The organism is Actinopolymorpha alba DSM 45243 (assembly GCF_000373925.1).
Taxonomy (GTDB): Bacteria; Actinomycetota; Actinomycetes; order Propionibacteriales; family Actinopolymorphaceae; genus Actinopolymorpha; species Actinopolymorpha alba.
The window spans coordinates 164,321-186,589 of record NZ_KB892746.1; the positions used below are offsets into that span (position 1 = coordinate 164,321).

26 protein-coding genes and 1 riboswitch are annotated in these 22,269 nt (G+C 69.2%); of the genes, 8 read left to right on the forward strand and 18 right to left on the reverse strand.

Annotation, left to right across the window (positions count from 1 at the left end; translation table 11 throughout):
• Positions 1 to 12: 12 nt before the first annotated feature.
• Genes B141_RS40285 through B141_RS40305 form a run of 8 tightly spaced genes read right to left on the reverse strand, consistent with a single transcriptional unit; the run spans position 13 to position 4,841 of the window.
• Complete coding sequence (locus B141_RS40285; RefSeq protein WP_051114048.1) at positions 13 to 576, reverse strand: hypothetical protein; 564 nt, start codon at positions 574 to 576, stop codon at positions 13 to 15.
• 35 nt (positions 577 to 611) lie between these two features.
• Positions 612 to 857, reverse strand: a complete 246-nt coding sequence (locus B141_RS0112205) for a gas vesicle protein GvpG (protein WP_020575450.1) — start codon at positions 855 to 857, stop codon at positions 612 to 614.
• Between the two features lie 6 nt (positions 858 to 863).
• Entirely contained in the window at positions 864 to 1,610 is a 747-nt protein-coding gene (locus tag B141_RS0112210) for a GvpL/GvpF family gas vesicle protein (RefSeq protein WP_020575451.1), read from the reverse strand.
• Entirely contained in the window at positions 1,610 to 2,074 is a 465-nt protein-coding gene (locus B141_RS0112215) for a gas vesicle structural protein GvpA (protein ID WP_020575452.1), read from the reverse strand. Before B141_RS0112215 ends, B141_RS0112210 begins: the two co-directional genes overlap by 1 nt.
• Positions 2,071 to 2,766, reverse strand: coding sequence for a gas vesicle protein GvpJ (gvpJ, locus tag B141_RS50665; RefSeq protein WP_020575453.1), 696 nt, complete (start codon positions 2,764 to 2,766; stop codon positions 2,071 to 2,073). Before gvpJ ends, B141_RS0112215 begins: the two co-directional genes overlap by 4 nt.
• A 52-nt stretch (positions 2,767 to 2,818) precedes the next feature.
• The gene (locus B141_RS45540; RefSeq protein ID WP_084678256.1) at positions 2,819 to 4,069 is read right to left on the reverse strand and encodes a GvpL/GvpF family gas vesicle protein; all 1,251 of its coding nucleotides are present in this window, start codon (positions 4,067 to 4,069) and stop codon (positions 2,819 to 2,821) included.
• Positions 4,066 to 4,515, reverse strand: coding sequence for a gas vesicle protein (locus B141_RS47355; RefSeq protein WP_237742684.1), 450 nt, complete (start codon positions 4,513 to 4,515; stop codon positions 4,066 to 4,068). The genes B141_RS45540 and B141_RS47355 overlap by 4 nt, the downstream gene beginning before the upstream one ends.
• Entirely contained in the window at positions 4,512 to 4,841 is a 330-nt protein-coding gene (locus B141_RS40305; RefSeq protein WP_020575456.1) for a gas vesicle protein GvpO, read from the reverse strand. Before B141_RS40305 ends, B141_RS47355 begins: the two co-directional genes overlap by 4 nt.
• Positions 4,842 to 5,155: 314 nt before the next feature.
• On the opposite strand from B141_RS40305, the gene B141_RS0112240 reads away from it, so the two are divergent.
• Together B141_RS0112240 and B141_RS0112245 are read left to right on the forward strand one after the other, a co-directional pair.
• Positions 5,156 to 5,794, forward strand: a complete 639-nt coding sequence (locus B141_RS0112240) for a hypothetical protein (protein WP_157180964.1) — start codon at positions 5,156 to 5,158, stop codon at positions 5,792 to 5,794.
• Positions 5,795 to 5,942: 148 nt separating this feature from the next.
• On the forward strand, positions 5,943 to 6,953 hold the full coding sequence (locus tag B141_RS0112245) for an NAD-dependent epimerase/dehydratase family protein (protein ID WP_020575458.1): 1,011 nt from the start codon (positions 5,943 to 5,945) through the stop codon (positions 6,951 to 6,953).
• Here B141_RS0112245 and B141_RS0112250 read toward each other — a convergent pair.
• The 7 genes from B141_RS0112250 to B141_RS0112280 all read right to left on the reverse strand — a co-directional run bounded on the left by B141_RS0112250 (position 6,889) and on the right by B141_RS0112280 (position 13,302).
• Positions 6,889 to 7,752 carry an ECF transporter S component gene (locus B141_RS0112250; RefSeq protein ID WP_020575459.1) on the reverse strand — a complete coding sequence of 288 codons (864 nt, stop codon included), beginning with the start codon at positions 7,750 to 7,752 and terminating at the stop codon, positions 6,889 to 6,891. The genes B141_RS0112245 and B141_RS0112250 overlap by 65 nt on opposite strands.
• 20 nt (positions 7,753 to 7,772) lie before the next feature.
• Entirely contained in the window at positions 7,773 to 8,603 is an 831-nt protein-coding gene (locus B141_RS0112255; protein WP_063828599.1) for an adenosylcobinamide-GDP ribazoletransferase, read from the reverse strand.
• Positions 8,600 to 10,216 carry a nicotinate-nucleotide--dimethylbenzimidazole phosphoribosyltransferase gene (cobT, locus tag B141_RS46770; protein WP_020575461.1) on the reverse strand — a complete coding sequence of 539 codons (1,617 nt, stop codon included), beginning with the start codon at positions 10,214 to 10,216 and terminating at the stop codon, positions 8,600 to 8,602. Before cobT ends, B141_RS0112255 begins: the two co-directional genes overlap by 4 nt.
• Before the next feature lie 78 nt (positions 10,217 to 10,294).
• A riboswitch (cobalamin riboswitch) is annotated at positions 10,295 to 10,470 on the reverse strand.
• Between the two features lie 129 nt (positions 10,471 to 10,599).
• Entirely contained in the window at positions 10,600 to 11,181 is a 582-nt protein-coding gene (locus B141_RS0112265) for an HNH endonuclease family protein (protein WP_237742685.1), read from the reverse strand.
• A 225-nt stretch (positions 11,182 to 11,406) separates the two neighbouring features.
• Positions 11,407 to 12,225, reverse strand: a complete 819-nt coding sequence (locus tag B141_RS0112270; RefSeq protein WP_020575464.1) for a class I SAM-dependent methyltransferase — start codon at positions 12,223 to 12,225, stop codon at positions 11,407 to 11,409.
• Between the two features lie 85 nt (positions 12,226 to 12,310).
• Entirely contained in the window at positions 12,311 to 12,775 is a 465-nt protein-coding gene (locus tag B141_RS0112275) for a nitroreductase/quinone reductase family protein (protein WP_026257151.1), read from the reverse strand.
• Positions 12,776 to 12,873: 98 nt separating this feature from the next.
• On the reverse strand, positions 12,874 to 13,302 hold the full coding sequence (locus tag B141_RS0112280) for a PPOX class F420-dependent oxidoreductase (RefSeq protein ID WP_020575466.1): 429 nt from the start codon (positions 13,300 to 13,302) through the stop codon (positions 12,874 to 12,876).
• Between the two features lie 100 nt (positions 13,303 to 13,402).
• On the opposite strand from B141_RS0112280, the gene B141_RS40310 reads away from it, so the two are divergent.
• From B141_RS40310 to B141_RS45550, 4 genes are all read left to right on the forward strand, one after another.
• On the forward strand, positions 13,403 to 13,927 hold the full coding sequence (locus B141_RS40310; RefSeq protein WP_157180965.1) for a MarR family winged helix-turn-helix transcriptional regulator: 525 nt from the start codon (positions 13,403 to 13,405) through the stop codon (positions 13,925 to 13,927).
• Positions 13,928 to 14,454: 527 nt separating this feature from the next.
• The gene (locus tag B141_RS0112290) at positions 14,455 to 15,186 is read left to right on the forward strand and encodes an N-acetylmannosamine-6-phosphate 2-epimerase (protein WP_020575468.1); all 732 of its coding nucleotides are present in this window, start codon (positions 14,455 to 14,457) and stop codon (positions 15,184 to 15,186) included.
• A 30-nt stretch (positions 15,187 to 15,216) separates the two neighbouring features.
• Positions 15,217 to 16,728 carry a DUF4127 family protein gene (locus B141_RS0112295; protein ID WP_020575469.1) on the forward strand — a complete coding sequence of 504 codons (1,512 nt, stop codon included), beginning with the start codon at positions 15,217 to 15,219 and terminating at the stop codon, positions 16,726 to 16,728.
• Positions 16,725 to 17,726: an N-acetylglucosamine kinase gene (locus B141_RS45550; RefSeq protein ID WP_020575470.1), complete on the forward strand. Its 1,002-nt coding sequence runs from the start codon at positions 16,725 to 16,727 to the stop codon at positions 17,724 to 17,726. Before B141_RS0112295 ends, B141_RS45550 begins: the two co-directional genes overlap by 4 nt.
• A 1-nt stretch (position 17,727) precedes the next feature.
• On the opposite strand, the gene B141_RS0112305 is transcribed toward B141_RS45550, so the two are convergent.
• The gene (locus B141_RS0112305) at positions 17,728 to 18,480 is read right to left on the reverse strand and encodes a GntR family transcriptional regulator (RefSeq protein WP_020575471.1); all 753 of its coding nucleotides are present in this window, start codon (positions 18,478 to 18,480) and stop codon (positions 17,728 to 17,730) included.
• 107 nt (positions 18,481 to 18,587) lie between these two features.
• Between B141_RS0112305 and B141_RS0112310 the strand changes: the two genes are divergently transcribed.
• Positions 18,588 to 19,148, forward strand: coding sequence for a hypothetical protein (locus B141_RS0112310; protein WP_157180966.1), 561 nt, complete (start codon positions 18,588 to 18,590; stop codon positions 19,146 to 19,148).
• A gap of 542 nt (positions 19,149 to 19,690) precedes the next feature.
• On the opposite strand, the gene B141_RS0112315 is transcribed toward B141_RS0112310, so the two are convergent.
• Together B141_RS0112315 and B141_RS0112320 are read right to left on the reverse strand one after the other, a co-directional pair.
• A complete protein-coding gene (locus tag B141_RS0112315; protein ID WP_020575473.1) occupies positions 19,691 to 20,968 on the reverse strand; it encodes a mandelate racemase/muconate lactonizing enzyme family protein in 1,278 nt (425 codons plus the stop codon).
• A complete protein-coding gene (locus B141_RS0112320) occupies positions 20,965 to 21,783 on the reverse strand; it encodes an RraA family protein (RefSeq protein ID WP_020575474.1) in 819 nt (272 codons plus the stop codon). Before B141_RS0112320 ends, B141_RS0112315 begins: the two co-directional genes overlap by 4 nt.
• A 117-nt stretch (positions 21,784 to 21,900) precedes the next feature.
• On the opposite strand from B141_RS0112320, the gene B141_RS49220 reads away from it, so the two are divergent.
• A complete protein-coding gene (locus B141_RS49220; RefSeq protein WP_157180967.1) occupies positions 21,901 to 22,254 on the forward strand; it encodes a hypothetical protein in 354 nt (117 codons plus the stop codon).
• Positions 22,255 to 22,269: the final 15 nt, after the last annotated feature.

Here is a 22,269-nt window from a genome sequence, read left to right on the forward strand (position 1 = left end):
ACGAACTCTCGGTCAGCCGCGACCGCGGCCTCTGGTGTGGCGGACCGCCCGCGCTGACTCACGGCGGCGGTCGCGGCGTCCCAGGCGCTCGTCGTCAGGGTTGCCTTCGTCGTGTTCGCCGCCGTACTGCTCGCCGATTGGGCGCCCGCCCGCGTAGGCAGGCTCGCGCTCCTCTTCCTCTTCTTCGCGCGCGTACTCCGGCTCGCGTTCCCTCTCCTCACGTTCGGGCCGCTCGCGTTCCTCGTGTTCCTCCCGTTCCTTGCGTTCGGCTTCTTCGCGTTCGCCGGCACCGGTGAGCGCGGCCGTGCGCTCATGCAGGTTGTCGGCCAGTTTGTTGAGCGGACTGGTGAGGACGGCAACCGCCGTCGACCGGCCCGCCTCTGTCAACTCGTCGCGCAGCCGGGCAGCCTCCGGAGATGCGGCGAGCCGGCCCGCCGCATCTCGGGCCAACGCGCGGGCATCCATTCGTTTTCCCACCAACCACGAACCCAGCGCGAGGGCCAGTTTGGCCTTCTTGCGCCGGCCCAGGACATACCCGCCGACGATCGCGAGGGTGATCTTCGTCGAACTTTTCATCGTTCGTTCCCTCCTTCGCCGAGGTGGAAAATGCCCTAGACACCTTCCGCGCGACGCTGGGCCTCCTCGAGCCGATCAAGTAACGCGTCTTCCTCGGCGTCGAACTCTTCTGGTGTTAATTCGCCATTCTCGAATGCCTGTGACAACGCCTGGAGTTCGGCCCGGACGCGCTCAGGGTCGTACCACTCCCGCTCCGCCACGTCGATGAGCTGCCGCATCATCCACGCGGTGCCGCGTACCGGCGCGAGCGGCAGAGTAAGCAGTCCCGTTACCAGACCCATGCGCGTTCACCCCTGCGGCGACTGCACGAAGCTGTACGGCGGCAGCGGCCCGGTGAGCCGCAGCCGAACCCGCGGTTGGAGCCGCTCGCCAAGCTTCTCCGCCACGGAGAGAAACTCCGACGCGTCGCCACGATTGACGAGAAAGCTCACGTTGACAGCACAGTCCTGCACCTGAGGGCCGATCACACTGCGCACGGCGAACGGCCGCAGCGTTTCCAGCACGGGTTCGGCGAGCGCCTCCTGGCGGGTTTCGAGCGCGGCCGCGACCGCTTCGCCCAACCGCACCTGGTCCTCGACCGTGGCGGACGCGGAACTTCGTTGCCGGAGTTCACGAACTGTCGGATCGGTTTCGGCGACCTCACTGATCAGTTCGTCCTCGTCGGCGAATGCTTTGACGTTGTACTCAAGGCGGTTCTCGACCTCGGCGAGTAGGGCGAGGTAGGCCTCGTTGTCGCGGACCAACTCATCACGCAGGCTGGTTTCGTCGCGGGCGACCACACCGAACCTCATGGGTACGACCGTGCCCTGCCGACCAAGCTCGTCAAGGACGTGCTGGTGCGCCAGCAGGTCCCGGCGCTTGGCCCGAAGTCCCGGCGGCGTGTCACTGACCACCGCGGTCACCCGGTCGGCTTCGAGTAGACGGGCCGGGCGGGCGGGTTCACCGACGCCGACGACTCCTTCCACCTCGTACGCGCGGTTCGCCGCGACCACGCCGTACACGTAGACCGGCTCGTTCGGCTGCTCGACGCTCATCAGCGGTCCTCCTCCTCACCCGACCGCTGGCGACCGACGCCGCGGGAACGGTGAGGGGATTCCGCCCGCTCGGCTTCGCCCTCTCGACCGCGGAGGAACGCTTCGGTGAACTTCTCCGTGGCGCCTTCCAGCGCGCTCTTCGACTTTTCGGCGACGCCTTCCAGCGCGCCTTCGGTCTTTCCTTTGGCGCCCTTCTCGGCCAGGTCTCCCACCAGTTCCGGCAAGGTCTCGGAGGTCTTCTGCTGGGTGAGGTCGAGGCGGTTCACGGCCTCGGCGAAGCGAAGATAGGTGTCAACGCTCGCCACCACGATGCGCGCGTCAATCGTCAGGAGTTCGATGCCGACAAGGGAGACCCGGATGTACGCGTCGATCACCAGGCCCTTGTCGAGGATCAGCTCGAGTACGTCGTACAGGCTGCTCGACCTGGGAGCAGGCGCGACGCCACTCGACGGCTGCAATGTCATGGTGGATCTCTTCTTTCTCGCATCGTGCCTTCTTGTGGGGCGTTCGTTTCCGCGACTACCGGCTCAGGTCGCTGCCAGGGGAGTCGGCCGGCGCTGGGCGGTGACGGGTATTTCTGGAGGCCCCGGACGAACGTCGCGAGTTCTGACGTCTGCTGTTCCAGAGCCATGAGCGCCCGCCCGAGGCGTTCCACCTGGTCGTCGGTCAGGCTGCCGGCGTCCATGCGCCGCAGTGCCTGGCGTTCCAACAACTTCCGCAGGATGTCCACGACCGCGACGACCAGGCCGGCGATCCCAGCTGACGTACCGGATCCAGCGGCTCCGGTCTCGCGGAACTCCGATCCGGCGTGGATTCGTGGATACGGCGTTGGAGCTCGTGCTGAGGCCCGGGTGTAGGTCGTCGACGGTCCGGCCTTGTGATGGGGCTTTGACCCGATGCCGGCTTGGCCGCGGGTGTCCTCGATCGCTGGTGCGGGGTTGGCGGCCGGGCGCCCTCTTTCGACCGCCTCCGGCGGGGACACGTCGCGCCGCAACGTTTCGATCGAGGCCAGCAGCACCCGCAGGTCCAGCCGGACGAGGTCCACGTCGGCCAGCGTGATCAGCACCGTGCCGTCGACGTACGCCCCGGCGTCGAGCAGCCGGTCGAGGACGTCCACCAGCGACCCGTCGTCCAGCGCGAGGCGGCGTTCACTCATGCGCGTCCTCGCTTCGCCGCGGGCGTGGCGCTGTGCTTGATGGTTCGCTCGCTCATGGCCGCGCCCCCTGCCGGGTTGCCTGGTGGGCCGCGTCCTCCACCGTCGTCCGGCCGCACGGGTCACCCGGGTTCTCCTCGGGTTCGGGGTACCTCGTGGCTGAGCCGGCGCTGGACGGCTCGGTCTGCTGACCGGTCGGCTTGTCGGTGGGCAGTCGTACGAAGTGGTAGGGCGGCCACGGTCCGGTCACCTCGAACCGCAGGCCTTCGTCGGTGTAGCGCGCGCTCGTGGAGCGGATCGCTTCATGGAAGTCCCGCTCCGCCGACCGAGGTATGAGATACACGGCGTCGAAGACCAGCGCCGTTGGCTCGTCGGGCCGCGAGGCCGCGCGGACCACGGTCTCCCGTGCGTAGGTCGTCAAGGCCTGCTTGACGTCGGCCGCGGTCTCCGCACGTGCGTGGCGCGCGCGTTCCCGTGCTGCGGCGGCGTCCCGGCGTTGGCGCATCCAGGCGGTCCCGCCGGTCACCTCGCCGGCAGTGGGGTGCCCCCGGCCCGTCGACTCCTCGCGCGTGCGTACCTTCACGCCCCACTCGGCGGTTCCGTCGAGGCGCCGAAGCTCGGCGGTGAGTTGGTCCGCATGGCTGTCCAGCACGGCCCGCACCTGGCCGCGACTCGGATAGAGCGCACCGAAGCGGAACGGCAGCGCGGTCGTGAGCGTGCAGAGTTGCTCGATCACGCGTTCGTGCGCGCGGACCGCCCGCGGAAGCCAACCTTCGGGAGTCAGGTCAGGCTCCTCGCCGCCGGTACGGAAGCCGGCCAGAGGCACCTCGGCGGTGACCGCGCACAGATTCTCGGTGGAGACCAATTCCACCGGCCGCTCCTCGACACCGACCAGAGGGGGTAGGTCCTGGCCCGCGTCCGCCGCGACGATGGCGTACAGATACCAGGCCGTCTCCGGCTCCGCCGGCCGAGGTTCGGGTATCTCCGGCCCGGCCAGCTCCGGCCCGGCCAGCTCCGGCCCGGCCAGCTCCGGCCCGGCCAGCTCCGGCCCGGCCAGCTCCGGCCCGGCCAGCTCCGGCTCGGTCTTCGCTGCCTCAGCGGTCATCGGCTCGGCGGCGGGCGGCTGAGCCACCGCGGCCGGCGCGCCCACCTGCGCCCGCATGGCGGCGCGGTACCGCTCCACGAGTTGACCCACGAGTTCCTTGCGGACGATGGCGCGGGCCTCGCGGTCGGCCTCGGCGAGTAGCGAGGCCACCGCTTCCGGCGTCGGCCCTGGAGCGGATCGACGAGCCGGCTGGCCTGTCATCGCCGGCCCTCCTCACCGCGAGGGGAGCGTTCTCGGGCATGCGCACGGGTCGCGTACCGGTCGTCAGACATTCCCTCGAGCTCAGCCCGCTCCCTGGCGTACTCGCGCTCGATCTCCTCAGCCGGCAGTCCAGCGCGCTGGACGAGCTGCTCCAGGCGTTCGACCCGGCCCCGGAGTTCGCGGTTCTCCCGTTCGAGCGCGTTGTTGCCGGTAAGGAAGGGGTCGGACCTCCACCAGTCAATACCCATATCCCGGGCGGTGTCGACAGATGCGATCAGGAGCCTGATTTTGAGAGTGAGGAGTTCGATGTCGAGAACATTCACCATGATGTCGCCAGCAATGACGACACCCTTGTCGAGTACCCGCTCAAGGATGTCCGCCAGCGAATCTGTCGACCGCGAGACCGGGACCATATCGCTGCTGCGGTAACTGGGTCTGCTGGTCACAGTTCACCTGCCTGGTTGCGGGTGTATCGGCGGGTGCGTTTGTAGGAGACAACATTCCCGCTGTCGTCGGTCTTGGCCTCATAACTCGCAAGCACGCTCGTCGAGTCTGGTACGCGTTCCAACTCGACGACCTCGATCTGGAAATGCCAGCCATCGTCGGCCTGCTCCAGCCGGGAAATGCCCTCCGTCGGTCGGCCGGTGAGCATCGAAAGTTGGTCCATCGCCGTACGCGAAACAGCCATCGCGTCCGCGGCGCCCGGCGTTCCCTGCCGGGAAGGTGAGGCACGCTCGGGCCGGTCTTGGTCGTATGCTCGCCCGTCAGCCATCGCCACCTCTCCTCCGTGGTGACAGCTCACTCGGCGCCGCGCCAACGTGGGCTTGCCGGCACGAAGCCCTTAAAAGAACCCTCCACCCTCCACCGCAGGTATTCAAGGTCCTGGCAACGCTCGATACCCGCTCCAGCCGGCGCTGGTTGCGCTGGCCCATATTCGTAGGCTGCCCAGCATTATGGGTAACTGTCTAGCAAGAGTTCTGATTAATTCCCTTTGTGTGCCGTTCATGAGGTGATTCAGTCGACGTCGGCAACCGGGCGGCGGTAAAAGAGTCGAGATCGTTGGCGGATTTCTCTCCTGTGCCGTCCATGAGCGGCATGGTGGGTGCTATGGCGTGGTGGAACGCGCTCAGTCCGACCGTCCAACGGATCCTGCTCGTCGCCGTTGGCGTTCTCGCCGGTGCGCTCGTCGCGATGATCGCGCAGGGACTCAGCGTGCGGAGAAGCAACAAGCAGATGCTGAGGCTGCTCGATCAGCAGGCCACCGAGCAGCGCCAGGCATGGGAGGCCGAGGCGAGGGACCGGCGGCGGATGTCGGCTCTGGCCGAGCGACAGCAGGCGTACGCCCGCTTCATGAGCCTGGCCTGGCAGTACGAACAGGCCGTCGGGGAGGTCCGCACCACTCGGCACGACGTCGAGCTCCTGACCCGGCGACGGGAAGGGGTGCCCGACCCGGATGACGACGTGGAGCAGGCGCTGCTGGCCGCGACCGCTCGCCAGGGGCGCGTCCGGGACGAGCTGGTGGAGGCGCGCGAGATGGTCCGGCTCCTCGCACCCCCGCAGGTCTGGTACGCCGCCGACTGCTGGTTCGTGGACCTGATCGGCGGTGAGCTGGCCGGCGTACAACGTGCGAAGAATGACTTTGTGGGCCAGGCCCGGGCAGATGTGGGCACAGCCGACCGCACGGGCGAGCGGGCCCGGCAGACCGAGGTGGTCAAGCCGCGCTGACCCGGCTCGCGCGGCCCCGCCGGCCGTTGCGTTCGAGTTCGCTGCTGGCGCAACTTTCTCGCTGTCGGCGCAATCTACTGGCCAGCCGGCGACGACACCCGCGAGTGTGCTTCCAGCCCAGAAATCCCGGACCAGCCGGAAGGTCGCCATGCGCATACTCGTTCTCGGTGGAACCATCTTTCTCTCCAAGGCCGTCGCGGCCGAAGCCGTTGCCCGCGGACACGAGGTGACCTGCGCGGCGCGGGGGAGCAGCGGCGAGCCGCCGGCCGGCGCGTCGTTCGTACGCGTTGATCGAGATGACCCCGAGGGGCTCACGGCGCTGGCTGGGCAGAGTTTCGACGCGGTGTTCGACGTGGCCCGCCAGCCCACTCAGGTGCGCCGGGCCCTCGCGGCGTTCGCCGCTGGCAGCGTGCACTGGACCTTCGTGTCGACGATGAACGTCTACGCCGACGACAGCACGCCCGGGCAGCACGGTGACACGGCGATCCTGCGGGAGGCGCTGCCGGCAGACGCGGACGAAGACGATGCGGAAAACTACGGCGCGGCCAAGGTCGCCTGCGAGAACGCCGTCGCCGACGCCGTGGGTGACAGGGCATTCGTCGTCCGCGCCGGCCTCATCGTCGGTCCGGGTGACCCGAGTGACCGGTTCACCTACTGGCCGGTGCGGCTGGCGCGGGGTGGTGAGGTGGCAGCGCCGGGCGCGCCGGAGGATTCGGTGCAGTTCGTGGACGTACGCGACCTTGCGAACTGGATCGTGGACGCCGCGGAGACCCGCCTCACCGGCACGTACGACGCGACGTACCCGCCGAGGTCGCGGGGCGAAATCCTGACCAGGATTGGTGCCGCGGTGGGTGGGCAGCAGCCGGCCCTGACCTGGGTCGACCAGGAGTTCCTCACCGCCGAGAAGGTCAACCCCTGGTCCGGGCCGCGTTCAGTGCCGTTGTGGTTGCCGCTTCCGGAGTACGCGGGGTTCATGACCCGCGACGTCAGCCCGGCGCAGGCGGCGGGCCTGTCAGCGCGCCCGCTGGAGGAGACGGCCCGCGACACCCTTGCCTGGGTCCGCTCGTCCGGCCGTGACGCGCTCCGCTGTGGCCTCACGGCAGCTGAGGAGACCGAGCTGCTGGCGGCCTGGCATCGCCGGGATCCAGCTCGAGGGTGACCGCTGCTCCGAACGCGGCCCGGCGGGCGGCCCGGCGCAGAGCCAGCAGAATCGGCCGCCCCGCCACGAGGACGAGCGTGGCATTGAGCAGGGCGCGGGCGGTGTCCCAGCCGAGCGAGGTCGTGGCGTAGAACGCGGCGTAGTGGCTGAGGTTGGTGAGCAGTGGCGCGCCCGGCACGTACGACGACCCCGGCGGTAGGTACGCCGCGACCGGCCAGAACCACAGGTTGAGCAATGCGCCGTAGGCGAACCCGGTGAGGCCCGCGTACACCGCGAGGATCACGCGCTCGACCCGCCCCGAGCAGCGGGGAAGGCAACCGGCGCCGAGTCCGACCCAGGCCAGTCCGATCATCTGGAACGGCATCCATGGCCCGACCCCGCCCGTGAGGAGAGCGTTCGCGAACAGCAGCACGACCCCCAGCGCGAAGCCGAAGCCCGGACCGAAGACCCGGCCCGCGAGTACCAGCACGAAGAACGCCGGGTCGAACCCGCCAGCGCCCGGGCTGAGGATCTGCAGGCCGGCGCCGACGGCAGCGAGGACCCCGAGCATCGCCACCGCCTTCACGTCCATCCCGCCTTCGGACAGCTCGGCGGCGACGACCGCGATCACCAGGGTGAGCACCGCGACGAAGAGGTACGGCGCGTCGCCCACATGCTCGCCGAGCGTGCTCGGCTCCGGCGTGAGGAACGGCCAACCGAACCCGACGACGCCGACCGCCGAGGCGAGGCAGAGCGCCACGACCGACCGCGGCCGCAGGGCCACGACGTTGGTCCCGTTGGTCCCGCTGGGCTGTCCCATGGCAGCGCCTCCTTTCGTTCTCAGCCGGTGAGGGCGATGGTCAGCAGGACGGCGGTCGACGTGAGTTCGACGATGGAACCGAAGACGTCGCCGGTGACTCCACCGATTCGCCGGACCACCCGGCGCCGCCAGAGGACGGCGACCGCCGAACCCACCAGGACCGCCGCGACCAGCTGGCCGGCGAGCCGCGGCGTACCCCACAGGAGCGGGCTCGCGGCGAGCAGGATCGCCGCGAGCAGCCACGCGACCTGCGCCGGCCGCCGGGTCGTCCCGGCCACCAACGCACCGAACCCGTCCGGGCGGGCGACGGGAACGTCACGTCCGGCCGCGAGGACCACCCCGAACCGCCCGAGGAGTTCGCCGAGGACGAGAGCGAGGCCGCCCGTGAGGGCACCAGCACCGGCTGGGCCGTCGGGCCCAATCGTGGCGGCGAGTGCGGTCACCTTGACGAGCAGGACGAGGAGGACCGCGATCACCCCGAACGGCCCGATGTCGGACTTCCGCATGATCTCCAGCGCGCGGTCGGGCGGCGCCGCGCTGCCCAGCCCGTCGATGGTGTCCGCGAGACCGTCCAGGTGCAGGCCGCGGGTGGCGACAGCCAGGATCCCGACCGCCAGGGTGGCGCCCAGCAGCGCACCGGGCGTCCCGGGCGCCAGGCTGCTCACGGCCCACCACGGCAGGGCCGCGAGGAGGCCGAGGCAGGCGCCGACGAACGGCAGCCACAGGACGGCCCGCGCCGTCATACGCCGGTCGAGTGGGTGATGGCCGCCGGGGAACGGCAGGGCCGTGAACATCGTCACGGACACGCCCAGTCCGGCGCCGCGGCGTACCGATCCGTCGACCTGCCTCATCGGAGTCGCTGCGCGATCCCGGCGGTCGTCAACCACACCTCGTCGGAGTCCGACGCGAGCCGGGAGTTGAGGACGCCGAGCTGGTCACGGAACACCCGGCCCGACCAGGTGGCGGGTACGACCCCGGACCCGACCTCGTTGCTGACCGCGACGACGGACCGCGTGGTCGTCCGCCAGCTCGCGACGAGCGCGTCGACCTCGGCGGCGACGGCCTCCTCGGCGTCCGGCTTCTGGTCCCACAGCCCGTGAGCGTCCATCACGCTGGTCAACCAGGTCGACAGGCAGTCGATGAGGAGGGGCTCTGGCCCGTCCGCGTCCAGATGCGCCACCAGGTCGCGGGTCTCCACCGTCGTCCAGTGTGCTGGGCGACGCGCGCGATGGAGGCGTACGCGTTCCTCCCATTCCGGGTCGTCCGGCGTGGGCTGGGGACCGGTGGCGAGATAGGTGACCGGCGCCGACAGGGGATCCTTGACGAGGCGTTCCGCGGTCGTGGACTTGCCCGACCGCGCACCGCCCAGGACGAGGACCCGCCGGGGTCGAGACCGCGGCCGGGACGGCGCGGCGCTCGGAGTCTGAACGTCAGCCAGCGCGGCGACCTCGCGCAGGACCCGGGCCGCGGCGCCGATGACGGGCAGGGCGAGAACACCGCCGGATCCCTCACCCAACCGCAGGTCCAGGTCGAGGATCGGCCGCAGCCCAAGGGCCGACAGGGCCAGCCCGGCGCCGGGTTCGGTCGACAGGTGACCGGCGAGGAAGGCGTCGCGCGCATCTGGCGCGAGCGCCACCGCCGCCAGGGCGGCCGCACCGGCGACCACGCCGTCCAGCACCACTGGCACCCGTGCCGCCGCCGCGCCCAGCAGGAACCCAACCGTGGCGGCGTGCTCCAGCCCACCAACCGCCGCGAGGACGCCGAGCGGGTCGCCCCGGTCGGGCCGGTGCAGGTCCATGGCCCGGCGTACGACGTCGACCTTGTGCGCCCAGGTGGCATCGTCGATGCCCGCGCCGCGGCCCGTCACGTCCTCGACGCTGGCTCCGGTGAAGGCGGCGATCATCGCTGCCGACGGCGTGGTGTTGGCGATTCCCATGTCACCCGTCACCAGACAGCGGCACCCTTCGGCCACCAGGTCGGAGGCGGTCTCGATGCCGACCTCGATCGCCTGGACGGCCTCGGCTCGGCTCATCGCGGGCTCGGTGCTGAGATCCCGCGTCCCACGCCGGACCTTGCGCGACACGAGACCGGGCGCGGGGTCGAGGTCGGCATCGACACCCACGTCGACCACCCGGAGCCGGGCTCCGGCCTGCCGGGTCAGCGCGTTGACGACCGCTCCGCCGGACAGGAACGTCGCGACCATTGCCGCGGTGATCTCCTGCGGCCAGGACGACACGGCTTGGCGGTGCACACCATGGTCACCGGCGAAGACGGCGAGCCCGGCCGGCTCGGGGATCGGCGGTGGGCAGCGGCCGGCCAGTCCGGCAAGTCGTACGCCGATGTCCTCCACGACGCCCAACGCACCCGGCGGTTTGACCAGGCTCTCCTGCCGGGCCCGCGCGTCGGCGACCGCGCCGGAGTCGAGAGGTCTGATCGCGCGCACGGTCAGCTCGAGCGGAGTCACGTGACTACCTCCACGAAGCCACGGACGAGCGACGTCACGGCACGCGCGACATCACATCCTTCACGGGAGTCCTCGCCCTGGATGGATAAGCCGACGGCCGGAGTGTCCTGGCTCCCAGATCGTCGCGCGCCCTTCGCCTTCCAGCCGCCTGTGCGGCCGTGGCTACAAGCTCGAAGGGACGCTACCTGGTGACAGTGGCGGGACCGCCCCGGATTCGCACCGGGTTCCTCCGTGCCGTCGGCGAACAGGATGGCACACCACACCCCCGAGGTGGGCACCGCGGATGGGGACGAGGCTCCCTCGACGGACTGCTCGCAAGCTTGCTTTGACGTCTCGTCGAGTGAGTCTCATCCCCATCCGGCGCGTGGTTGGGCCGGATCCTGTCAGTACGAGCAGGAGTTGAGCATCGACTGGAGCGCGGACTTCTCAGAGGACTGCAGCTTGAGGGACCAGTGGTACTTCACCCGGATCCACATCTTCGAATAGGTGCAGTAGTAGGACGTGCGTGGCGGCTTCCAGCTGGCCGGGTCGTTGTCGCCCTTCGCCTGGTTGACGTTGTCGGTGACCGCGATGAGTTGTGGGTACGTCAGATCGTTGGCGAACGCCTGCCGCCGGCTGGTGGTCCAGCCGCTGGCGCCAGACCGCCAGGCCTCGGCGAGGGGCACCACATGGTCGATGTCCACGTCGGTGGGGCTGTACCACGTGGCCCCGTCGTACGGGCTGTACCAACTGCCGGAGGTCGCGTAGCAGGAGCCGTCGACGACGACGTTGCTGCCGTCCCGCTTGAGGACGGTCTCGCGGGTGTTGCAGGTGCCGGAGATCGTGATCCAGTGCGGGAACAGGTCGCGCGAGTAGCCGGTCATGGAGCCTTCGGAGGCCACCGTCAGCGCGTTCAGCTCGGCCTGGGCGGTCGACTTGCTGGGAACGTTGCGCGGCGTCGCGGCGGCCGGGGGAGCCAGGCTCACCGACGCGATGACGGCGCTCAGGGTCGCGGCGACGATGCCGAACCAGCGTCTGCGGGCACAGTGGTCGATCGGAACACGGGACCTCCTGGTGCTGCAGGGGCGAGTGCTGCGGGTTTGACCCCTTTGACCGTTGCAGACCAGTATGACCAGAGTTCCGCCGCTGCGTAACGGTGCCGCAACGGATAGTGGAAGATCGCGAGTGACTGCCGGCGGAAGCAGCAAGGACTATCGGCGGGCCCGGGCGAGCAGGGCCGCGTGCGGCAGTGTCAGCAGGCCGTCCGCATCAGCGAACTCCACGCTGAACGTGTCGAAGTAGTTCTTGATCGCGGCGCGTGTCCTGGGGGTCTGGCTCTGCACAAGCTGCCCAGTGAACGCGACGCCGGCCTCGGGACCGCTCCACCATTCCTCGGCGCTGGCTCGGTGGTCCCACCGGAGCGTCTCGCAGGCGGCGTTACGCAGGCCCGCTGACGAGAGCAGATCAGTCAGACCGCTCTCGTCACGAGGGAAATCGTCCTCGGGAGCGAGCGGGGACGGGTGGGCCGGCCGCACCGCGCCCGCGGCCTGGATCGCACGACCGAGCAGGGCCTGCCCCGCTGCTGCCGCCGACGGCCAGATCGTCAGCGCGATCCACCCATCAGTGCGCACGACGCGGCGTAGCTCGGTCAGCGCGGCCCTGGGCTGTCCCACGTGGTTCAGAACAAAGTTGCAGACGACAGCATCGAACTCCCCATCACCGAAGGGAAGCTCGGGCAGGGCAGCGACCTGCACCTCAACCGCGGCCCCCGAACGCCTGGCCAGCTCGACCATGCTGGGCTCCGCGTCGACGGCTGTGACCCTTGCGCCTCGGGCGCACGCGGCCACGGCGACCGTGCCCGGCCCGGTCCCGACATCCAGCACCCGCACGTCCGGCCCTACCTCGGCGGCATCGAGCAACCAGGGCACCGTATGAGCGCACAGCTTGGCGAAGGTCCCTGCGTACGCCGCGGCCCGTCCCGCCCAGATCCGCCGCTCGCTCTCGTCGAACCCCGTCACCGCCACCAGCACCCACCCACCCTCAACAACCAACGCGGTGCGAAAACGCTAGCGCCGGAGTACCCACCGCGACCTGCCCGGTTGATGCGCGCCCAGCTCAGCTGGATCGGGGCACTAAGCGGATGACCGGGAGCTCCCGGTCGGTCTTTTGCTGGTACTGCGCGAAACGGGGCGCGGCGATCACGATCTGCTGCCACGCCTCGGCGCGTTCCGTCCCGTGGAGCTGCTCGGCGGTCACGGCGACTTTGCGGCCGGCCAGCTCGATCTGGACGTTGTCGGGTTGCGCGGCGATGTTGTAGTACCACGCCGGATTCTTCGGCGCCCCGGCCGCCGACGCCACGATCAGCCAGCTGCCGTCCTTGCCGGGAAACCAGCCGACCGGATTGGCGCGCTCGGCTCCGCTCTTGCGGCCGATGGTGGTCAGGACCAGCGCGTCCATGCCCATGAACTTGCCGCCCTTGCGCCGGATCCGGTTCATGGCCGCTTGGTTCAGCCACCGCACCACACGGCCCGCACGGGGCTGACGGGCGCCGCGGGTTCCGCCCGGTGTATCGAAGCTCATGCGCGTCCTCGCTTCGCTCCGGGCACGCATGAGGCACCCAACGCACTGTGCTGAATGATTCGCCCGCTCATGTGGCCCTCCTCCCTGGTGTGAACAAGCTACGCGTCCTGCTCAGTCGCGGCGTGATGAACGGTGCGCCGAACATTCACCTCGCGGTCGTGGGTGAAGGGGTGCCCCTCCAGATTGAAGCTCCACGAGATGCTGGGCGTGATCCGCATGTAGGCAGCGGGCCCGAACTGCCCGTCGCGTTCGACGAGTTCAGCGTTGCCGTAGATCCGTAGGTAGCGCGGCGTCCACGGATTGGCGGACAGCAGGTCGTCGATGACGAGCGCGACCTTGGTGTTCCCGGCCCGCACGTTGCGGAACTTCCGGGTCCGGGCGGGGTCGAGGCCGCCCACGTACACGTACGTCCCGTCGAACTCGAACCCCACCGGGGCCACGTCCGGCTGGCCGTCGGCCGAGACGGTGGCGATGCGAGCGAGCGGCTGGGACCGCAGGTAGGCGATCTCTTCTTCACTGAAGGACACCCGGGCCTCCTTCTGACGTCATGACCAACACGCAAATCCAGAACGTTAATGGACGATACTGTATGTGACCTTAACTATATCTGCCATGTACCGTAGTGCTGTGAACGAGACGGCGCAAGGGACCGCGGCCGCACTGGCGGCGTCAGGTCAGGGGTGCGCAACGGATGGACACCACATCGGCGGGGACGACGCGCAGATCGACGTCGCCACCGGGCTGGTCCAGCTCACCAGCCTGGTGCAGGGCCTCTATGCGCGTGTTTCCGAACGCCACAACCTGACCCCCGTCCAGGCCAAGCTCCTGTGCGTCCTGCTGGACGGTCCCAGGGGAATGGCCGAGCTGGCGCGCTGCTTCGGTGTGGAGAAGGCCGCGCTCACCGGTCTGATGGACAGAGCCGAGCGGCGCGGCCTCGCCAAGCGATCACCCGTGCCAGGCGACCGGCGCGCACTGCAGGTGATGCTGACTGACGCCGGCCACCGGGCGGCGGCCGCCTTCCACAATGAAGTGGATGCCGAGCTCGGCCAGCTCGTCTCGACGCTCGCAGCACACGACCGCGAACACTTCCGCGCCACGATGGCCGAGATCATCAACCGGTGCAGGACCTCGCCCCGCCCGGATCATCGCTGACCGCCGTCAGGCGGGCGATACCTCGATCACCTGTGTGAGACCGGCGGCGCGGCTCCTACTTGAGTCCGCTGGTGGCGATTCCGGTGACGAAGTAGCGCTGGGCCGTGAGGAAGCGATGCCGTACTGCGCGTTGAGAATCCACCGCCACAGATAGGTGGCGGTCACCATCGGGACGACCGAGGTAGGTAGATCAACGCCCGATAGAGCGCCTGACCGCGAACCTCGAAATTCAAAGCCAGAGCGCCGCCCATTCACTGGTCGTCCTAGGCGGACCGGCGATGCCGGCCTGCTCGAAGAGCTTCTTGTTGTAGAGCAGCTGGTGCCAAGGACGCTCAAGATCTTTTCGAGCAACAATGGTCTATATCAATTGGTCTGCTGTCAACGAGCTTGGGGCGACTCTTGACGGCTTCTTTGGACACTCAGGCGGGCGATCTCGCGGCTCATGGAGCACTCGTAGCTGGCAGTGGTCCCGTATTGGTAATGTCCTATGTTGCAACCGGATTGCGCACGGCAAGGATGGAGAACGGATGGCAACAAGCGCCGAGGTCTGGCCCGGCGGGCGTCGACCGGGAAGTGACGTGGTGGCCGCCCTGCGCGGCGGGCTGGTGGTGTCCTGCCAGGCAGCGCCCGGTCACCCGTTCGACGATCCGGCCGCGATCGCTCTGCTCGCCGCCTGTGCGGAGCAGGGTGGTGCGGTGGCGGTACGCATCGAGTCGGCGCCGAACGTCCGGGCCACGCGTGCCCGGGTCGGAGTTCCGATCATCGGCATCAAGAAGGTCCACACCGGGGCGCATCGACCGTTCATCACGCCGACGCTGGCCGACTGCGCCGAACTCGCCGCCGCCGGCGCGGACATCATCGCCCTGGAGACCGTGCCGGACAACCGTCCCGACCCCGGCGAGGTGGCCACCCTGATCGAACGCGTCCACCGCGAGGTCGCCCGGCCGGTGATGGCGGACGTGGCCACGATCGACGAGGGAATGGCGGCCTGGTCGGCCGGCGCGGACCTGGTGGCCAGCACGCTCTCCGGCTACACCCGGCACTCCGCCAGTCGTACCGGACCAGACCTCGACCTGGTTGCAGCCCTCGCCGCCCGGGGCGTCCGCGCAGTCCTGGAAGGCCGGGTCGACAGCCCAGACCAGGTACGCACCGCCTTCGAGCGGGGCGCGTGGTCGGTGGTGGTCGGCACCGCGATCACCGATCCGCTGGTGATCACCCGCAGGTTCGCTGTCGCCGCGCCCCGCCCGCCACTGCCATAAAGGCCGCCGTCACGGAACCAGGAGGACCCCGTGCGAATCGCGCTTCTGCCCTTGGACGAACGCCCCGTCAACGCGACCCTGCCGGCACAGGTCGCGGCGATCGCCGGTGCCGAGCTGCTGACTCCGCCGGCTGAGCTGCTCCCCAGCATGCGGGTGCCGGGCCGGGCCGACGAGCTCGCCGAGTGGCTGGACGACGTATCCGGAGCAGCCGACGCGCTCGTGGTCTCACTCGACATGCTGGGGTACGGCGGACTCATCGGCTCCCGCACCACGCATGACCCCGCGTCCACCGTGATCCAGCGCCTGTCGGTCCTCGACCGGATCAGGCCCCGCCGCCCCGACCTGCCGATCAGTGCCGTCACCACCGTGATGCGGGCCTCCCGGTCGTACAGCCCGGCGGAGGAGCCGGAGTACTGGTCGAGCTACGGCGTCGAGCTGCACGAACTCGGTGCCGCGCTGCATCGGCAGTTCCTCGGGGAGCCGCACGATCGGGACACCCTCGCCGCCGTACCCGCCGATATCCAGGCCGACTTCCTGTTCCGGCGGCTCCGTAACCACACCGTCGACCTCTACACGCTGGGTCTGGCCGGCCGCGGGACGGTCGACCCGCTCCTGGTGACCGCCGACGACACCGCCCCGCGGGCCGCCGGATCGCTGGAGCAGGTCTGGCTCCGCCACTGGGTGTCGACGACCGGCCTGGACGGCCGGGTGCTGATGTATCCGGGTGCGGACGAGGTCGGCTCGGTACTCGTCGCCCGGGCCCTCGGTGCCGGACTCGACCAGCCGGTGCGCATCGCGGTGCGGTTCTGCGAGGAGACCGGGCCGAGCCGGATCGCGCCGTACGAGAACGTCCCGATCTCGGCGGGCGTCGCCCGGCAGATCGTGGCCGCCGGCGGCGTACCCACCGAGACGCTGTCTGACGCGGATGCCGTCCTGGTGGTGCACGCGCCTGACCCGGAGCGGGGTGACCAGGCCGGCCGGACCGGCAAGGCCGGATCCGACCAGGCCGCGGCGCGCGCGGTCGCGGACCACGTGGCTCATCTCGTCGACGACGGTCACAGCGTCGGTGTGGCCGACGTGCGGTACGTGAACGGCGCTGATCCCGTCCTCGTTCGGGAACTCGCGGAGCGGACCGTTCTCGACCAGATCCGGGCGTACGGCGGATGGAACACCGCCGGCAACACCGTGGGCTCGGTGGTGGCCGCGCTCGTCGCCCATGTGGTGGGCCGGAGCCGCGGCGTGACGGACAGGACGCCGGAGAGCCGGCTGCGCTGGCACCGGGTCGTCGAGGACTACGCCTACCAGGCGGTGGTACGCGGAGAGCTGGCCAAGCTGGCGCCGTACCGTGACCACATGTCCGTGCCCTTCCCGGACCCCGCCACGGTCGAGGCGTACCTCACCACCTGTGCCGAGCGGCTGGCCGCGGTCTCGAGCGAACTCGGCGGCTCCGACGCGCGCCGCTGGGAGATCACCCGGCTCCGGCTGCCCTGGCAACGCACGTTCGAGATCGACTTCGACCTGGTGCCGGTGCCAGGGTCATGACCAGTCCGAGCGGATCACGGAGCGGGTCCCCGGTCGGATCCCCGGCGGGGGTCGCGGCGATTGACGGCGGCCAGACCGGGCTCCGTCTCCGGGTCTGGCACGGCGGTCGGGACGCCACCGCCACCACCGGCGGGTTCGCGTACGGCGAGGACCCGGCGACGACAGTGATCTCCTTGGTCGAGCGGGCCTGGTCGCAGCTGCCCGCCTGGGCGCAGCAACCCGTCGAGCGGGTGGGAATGGGCCTGACGGGGGACTATCGGCCCGAGGAGCTACGCCGGATCGCGTCCGCGACCGCGCACCGTCGCGATGCCTCTGAGGTACGGATCGCGCACGACGCGACGACCGCGCACCTGGGGGCGCTCGACGGCGGACCGGGAGTGGTGGTGGTCGCCGGCACCGGCGTTGTTGCCCTCGCCGTCACGAGCGCGGGCGAGACGCAGCGCGTCGACGGATGGGGGCACGTCCTCGGCGACGAAGGCGGCGGCTTCTCCGTCGGGCGGCATGGGCTGCGCGCGGCCCTCGCGGCGTACGACGGCCGGGGACCCCAGACGCTGCTCGCGGCGCAGGCCCGGGACAGCTTCGGTCCGCTGGACGCGCTGCCGCGCCATCTCTATGGGACGCCGGCGATGGTTGCCGAGATCGCGACGTTCAGCCGGCAGGTCGCCGAGGCCGCGCGGGCGGGCGATGCGGTCGCGCGCGGGATCTGGCAGGGCTGCGTGGAGGCGCTGGCCTGTACGGCGACGGCCGCCATCGGCTGGTACCTCTCCGGTGGGTGCGACGTCGACGTGCGGGTGTCGTGGGCGGGCGGACTCTTCGGGCTGGAGGACCTGGTCGGTGCGCCCTGGCGGCGGCAGGTGGCGACCAAGAATCCGGCGGCGGTCCTGGTCGCGCCGGCCGGGGACGGTATCGCCGGCGCTCGGGTGCTCGCGCTCGCCGAGCGGCAGCACCCGATCTCGCTGGCCGGCGGTGGGACGGTGTTCGTCCACCGGGCGCGCTAGGTCACTGGCTACGGCGCAGAGTCTGCTCGAGGCTGTAACGGTCACCGCGGTAGAGCGAGCGGGCCAGCTCGACTGCCCGGCCCCGCGAGTCGTAGGTCACCCGTTCGACCTGGAGCGCTGGTGTCAGCGCCGGGACCTCCAGCAACGCGGCCTGCTCGGTGTCGAGCACCGTCGCGCGTACCTCCTGCTCAGCGCGGTCGAGCGTGATCCGGTAGCTCGTGAACAACGTCTCGTAGAGCGAGTCCTCCAGCGGAGACTCCAGCAGGTCCGGCGCCAGCCGCGCCAGCAGCCACACCTCCTCGATGCACATCGGCACGGAGCTGGCCAGCCGGAGCCGGACCAGGTGCAGCAGTGGTTCGCCTGGACTCACGCCGAGCCGCCAGCTCTCCCGGGCACCGGCCACGGTCTGCTCGGCCCTGATCAGCTTGGCGCCCGGTGTCAGGCCGCGAGAACGCATGTCGTCGCTGAACGACGTCAGCAGCTCGCGCTTGCGGATGGCGGGTTCGGCGACGTAGGTGCCAGATCCCTGGATGCGGTAGACCTCGCCCTCGCCGACCAGTTGCTCGACCGCCCGGCGTACCGTCAGCCGGCTCACCCCAAGCTCGTCGCACAGCTGGCGTTCGGTCGGCAGCTTCTGGTGCGGCTCCATGCTGCCCCGGATGAGGTCCAGCAGGTGGGCACGGACGGCGGCGTGCTTGGCCAGGGTGCCACCTGAGCCGGACCTCGTGGTCCGCCGAGTTTCCGAACGTGGCACGGCGCCTCCCCGAGAAGATCACAGCCCAGGCAGCACCAATTCAATCACCCTGCCCGCATCGCGGTGACCGCGCCGCCGGGTGGGGTGCGGTCCGCTAGGGTCGCCGGATGAATGGGGCTCAACCACCTGGTGCGGGTAGCTCGTCCGATCGGGAGACCCGATGGGAGAGTTCGGCGCTGCCCCGGGACATCCTGCGTACTCTCTCCGCGCCGAAAGACCTTCGAGGGCTTGCGGAAGAGTTGGGAGTGACCGACGCCCGGGTGCTCTGGTATCTAACGAAGCTCGCGTCGTCTGGGCACGTGGTCAGCGAGGCCGGCCGGTGGGTGCGTACCCCATCCGGCAAGCTACTTCTCGACTCGCCGGTGCCGGAGTCCACCGACGAGACGGTCATGCCCGGCCGCACCGTCTATGACTTCCGCCAGGCGTTCGCCGACACGGCTGCCGGAATGTTCGGCGACACCTATGTACAGACCGGCGGCGAGCACGGCGGCCGGCTCTCGACCGCCCAGGCGGGCGAGTTCAGGGATCGCCTCGCCGCCCTCATCGCCGAATACTTCGGCCCCGGCCAGGGCGATCGGAGCGGTGTCAAGTACGGCTTTCACTGGGTGCTGACGCCGACCGACCTCCACCCTCTTGACGACGACGAGATGCCGCCCAACACCAGATAGAGGCTATTCAAAACCCCTTCGCACCGACGGATCGCGGCACCGTCGAGGGAGTGCCAGCAACGCCGGTGCGGGTTGTCAGAGGGTCCGCCGCAGTGTGGGATCAGGGGCTTGTCCGAAGGACCGACCCCCTCCACGCGGAGAAGCTTCGGACAAGTCGCGGACGCATCCGCAGGTGGCGGGTTGTCTCACAGGCCGGACCACTAGCGGTCTGTTTCATGATCAACTTGCGGAAATCGACCACGACCCGCGCGACGCGTGGTCGATTTGTGCAAGTTGATCATGAACGAGCTGCGAGCCACCCAAAGTGCGGGCAGCTCGAGAGCGTGCTCCCACCCGAACCTTGAGTAGATGACGGACAGGCCGCGGCATCTTGCGGGGAGCCGGGGCCGACTTGGTGGAGGTATCTCGGCTTCTTTGCCAAAACTCCTCTGCCAAGTCACCGCAGTCGCCCCGACAAAAGTTGATCAACGGTCCCGGCTCCGGTTGCTCGCGCTGAACCCCGCAAGGTCACCTGTCGCCGCGCGCCATATCCACGCGACCTCTCAGCTCCAGAGACGGTCCCGGCGAATTTCGTTGTCCCAGCCGGACGTTTCCTCGAAGAACCCGGGATCGGCGGGGTCGAGGTGCTCCCGGAAAAGCTCCTCGTTGATGTCGCCGAAGCCCAGCCCGGGAGTATCGGGAACGGCGATGTATCCGTCCTCGACGAGCGGGTTCGGCAATCCGGTGACCAGGTCGCTCCACCACGGAATGTCGACCGCGTGGTGTTCGAGGGCGAGGAAGTTCTGGGTTGCGGCCGCGATGTGAACACTTGCGAGCGTGGCGATCGGAGTAGCGGCCATGTGAAGCGCCATCGAAATGCCGCACTCCTCGGCCAGGTCGCCGATTCGCTTGGTTTCCAGGATGCCGCCGGAGGTGGCGGGGTCGGGGTGGACGACCCGGATCGCCTCACGTTCGAGAAGTGGCCGGAAGTTCTCCGCGAGGTAGATGTCTTCGCCCGTGCAGGTCGGCGTGCTGAGGGCGGTGGTGAGTTCCCGCCATTGCTCGGTCAGCTGCCAGGGCACCAGATCCTCAAGCCAGGCAAGGGTGAAGGGCTCGAGGGTGCGGCCGATCCGCAGGCACGACTCGACGCCGATGTGGCCGAAATGATCGACCGCCAAAGGAATGTCGTACCCCACGATCCCGCGGATCGTCGCCACCTGTTCGGCGAGGTACTCCGCGCCCTTCTCGGTGACCCGGATGCCGGTGAACGGATGCATCGTGGTCGTCGACTCGCGGGCGCCGGGAGGGGCGATGAGAGCACCTGGAACGTCCCACAGAAGATCGATGCCGACGTCCATCTTCAAGAACTTGTAGCCGAGCTTGCGGCGTCCGAGGAGGCGCTCGCCGAGGATGGTCGGATCGGGTGACCTCGGAGTGTCGGCATAGCAGAGGATCCGGTCGCGGAACTTCCCACCCGCGAGTGCGTACGCGGGTACGCCGTACGCCTTGCCGGCAAGGTCCATCAGCGCCATCTCGACGCCGCACACCCCGCCGGCCTGCCGGGCGTGATGCCCGAACTGCTTGATCTTGCGGAACAGCTTGTCGATGTTGCAGGGATTCTCGCCAAGGAGTCGGCTCTTGAGAAGGAGCGCATAGGTCTTGCTGGCCCCGTCGCGGACCTCGCCGTAGCCGCTGATTCCCTGGTTGGTGTCGATCCGGATGATGCTGGACCGGAACGGTACACCTATCAGCGTGGCGACGCGGAGGTCGGTGATCCGTAGGTCACTGGGACGGGAATGCGTGTTGACGTTGTCCAGCAGGGCCGCGCCATCGGATGTCATCGCTGCGCCTTCTTCCACTGCTGGAAGTCTTCCTCGATATGGGCCGCCCAGGTGCCGGTGTCGATCTCGGCGCTGGTGTAGGTCTGTTCGGCCAACCGCAGCTTGCCGAACACATCCCGGACCCTGATGTCCTCGCTTTCCTCAGCGACCGCCTGCGCCAGGTGCGGCGGAATGAAGATCAACCCGCTCGGTGTGCCGAGCACGATGTCTCCGGGCAGGACCGTGGCCTCACCGATCCGGATGGGGAGGTTGATCCCGGCGAGGGTGACGTTCCGGATCGGTGTGGGGTCGACGTCGCGAAAGAAGAAGTTGACGTCCTTGAGTTCGACGATGCCCTGGTAGTCACGGACGCCGCCGTCGATCACCGCGCCGACGCCGGTACGCGAGGCGACCGCGGTGCTGAGGTTGTCGCCGACAACGGTGCCCTCCTTCACCTTCCCGAAGATGTCAGTCACCATCACGTCCCCGGCCTGGAGCGTCTGGATGATCCAGGAGTTCTGCTTGTCGGGGGCAAGGTGACCCTCGCGGCGACCGGCCGTGACCGTCGCGGCGTCGAGATCGGGCCGGTGTGGCAGGAACTGCGAGGTCACCGCGCGGCCGACGAGGATGGTGCCGGGATGTGTCTGCCGCCAGCCTCCGGAGAACTGCCGGTCGTATCCCTCACGCCGCAGCACGCCCCATGCCTGCTCCGTGGTGGCGAGCCGGAGCTGGTCGAGGATGTCGTCGGACACTCGAGGTCGGCCGTCAGGAAAGCGGTCGCCCGACCAGGAATGCGTGAGCTCGATGATGTCGTCAGGGGTGGGTTGGATACGCATGGGCGGGCCCGAGCCTCCACACTTGGTTGGCGCGCCGGTCTCGGTTGACATTGGTTCTCCACACCCTGATGTGCTTCGAACCCACACGAGGGAAGGGAAATCGAAGGTAGTGGCGGCGTGGACGACATGTACACCGAAGCCGTGACGCGTTCACGTGGCATCGTCTCCTGGAGACTACGAGTGCCCGCACCCGAGCGCAACGCGATGCCCGGGCCGGTGGGATGCCCACCGCGAAGCGTTTCCGAGATCGGCCACCGCGACCGCACCCGGGCCCCGATCCGCAACGTCAGGAGGTCTGCCACGGCAGGCTTCGGGACTCGGGCGCTGCCATCCACATCGTTTATGCGGCGCATACGCCATGCGTATAAAGCGGGTCTGGATTTCACCGACCTGCCCGAGGAATATGGGAGGGCCAACCTCCTCGGCCGCGACGTCGACCGCAGACCCGATCTCAGTCGGCTCCTGCCCTGAACGCGTCCCACCCCC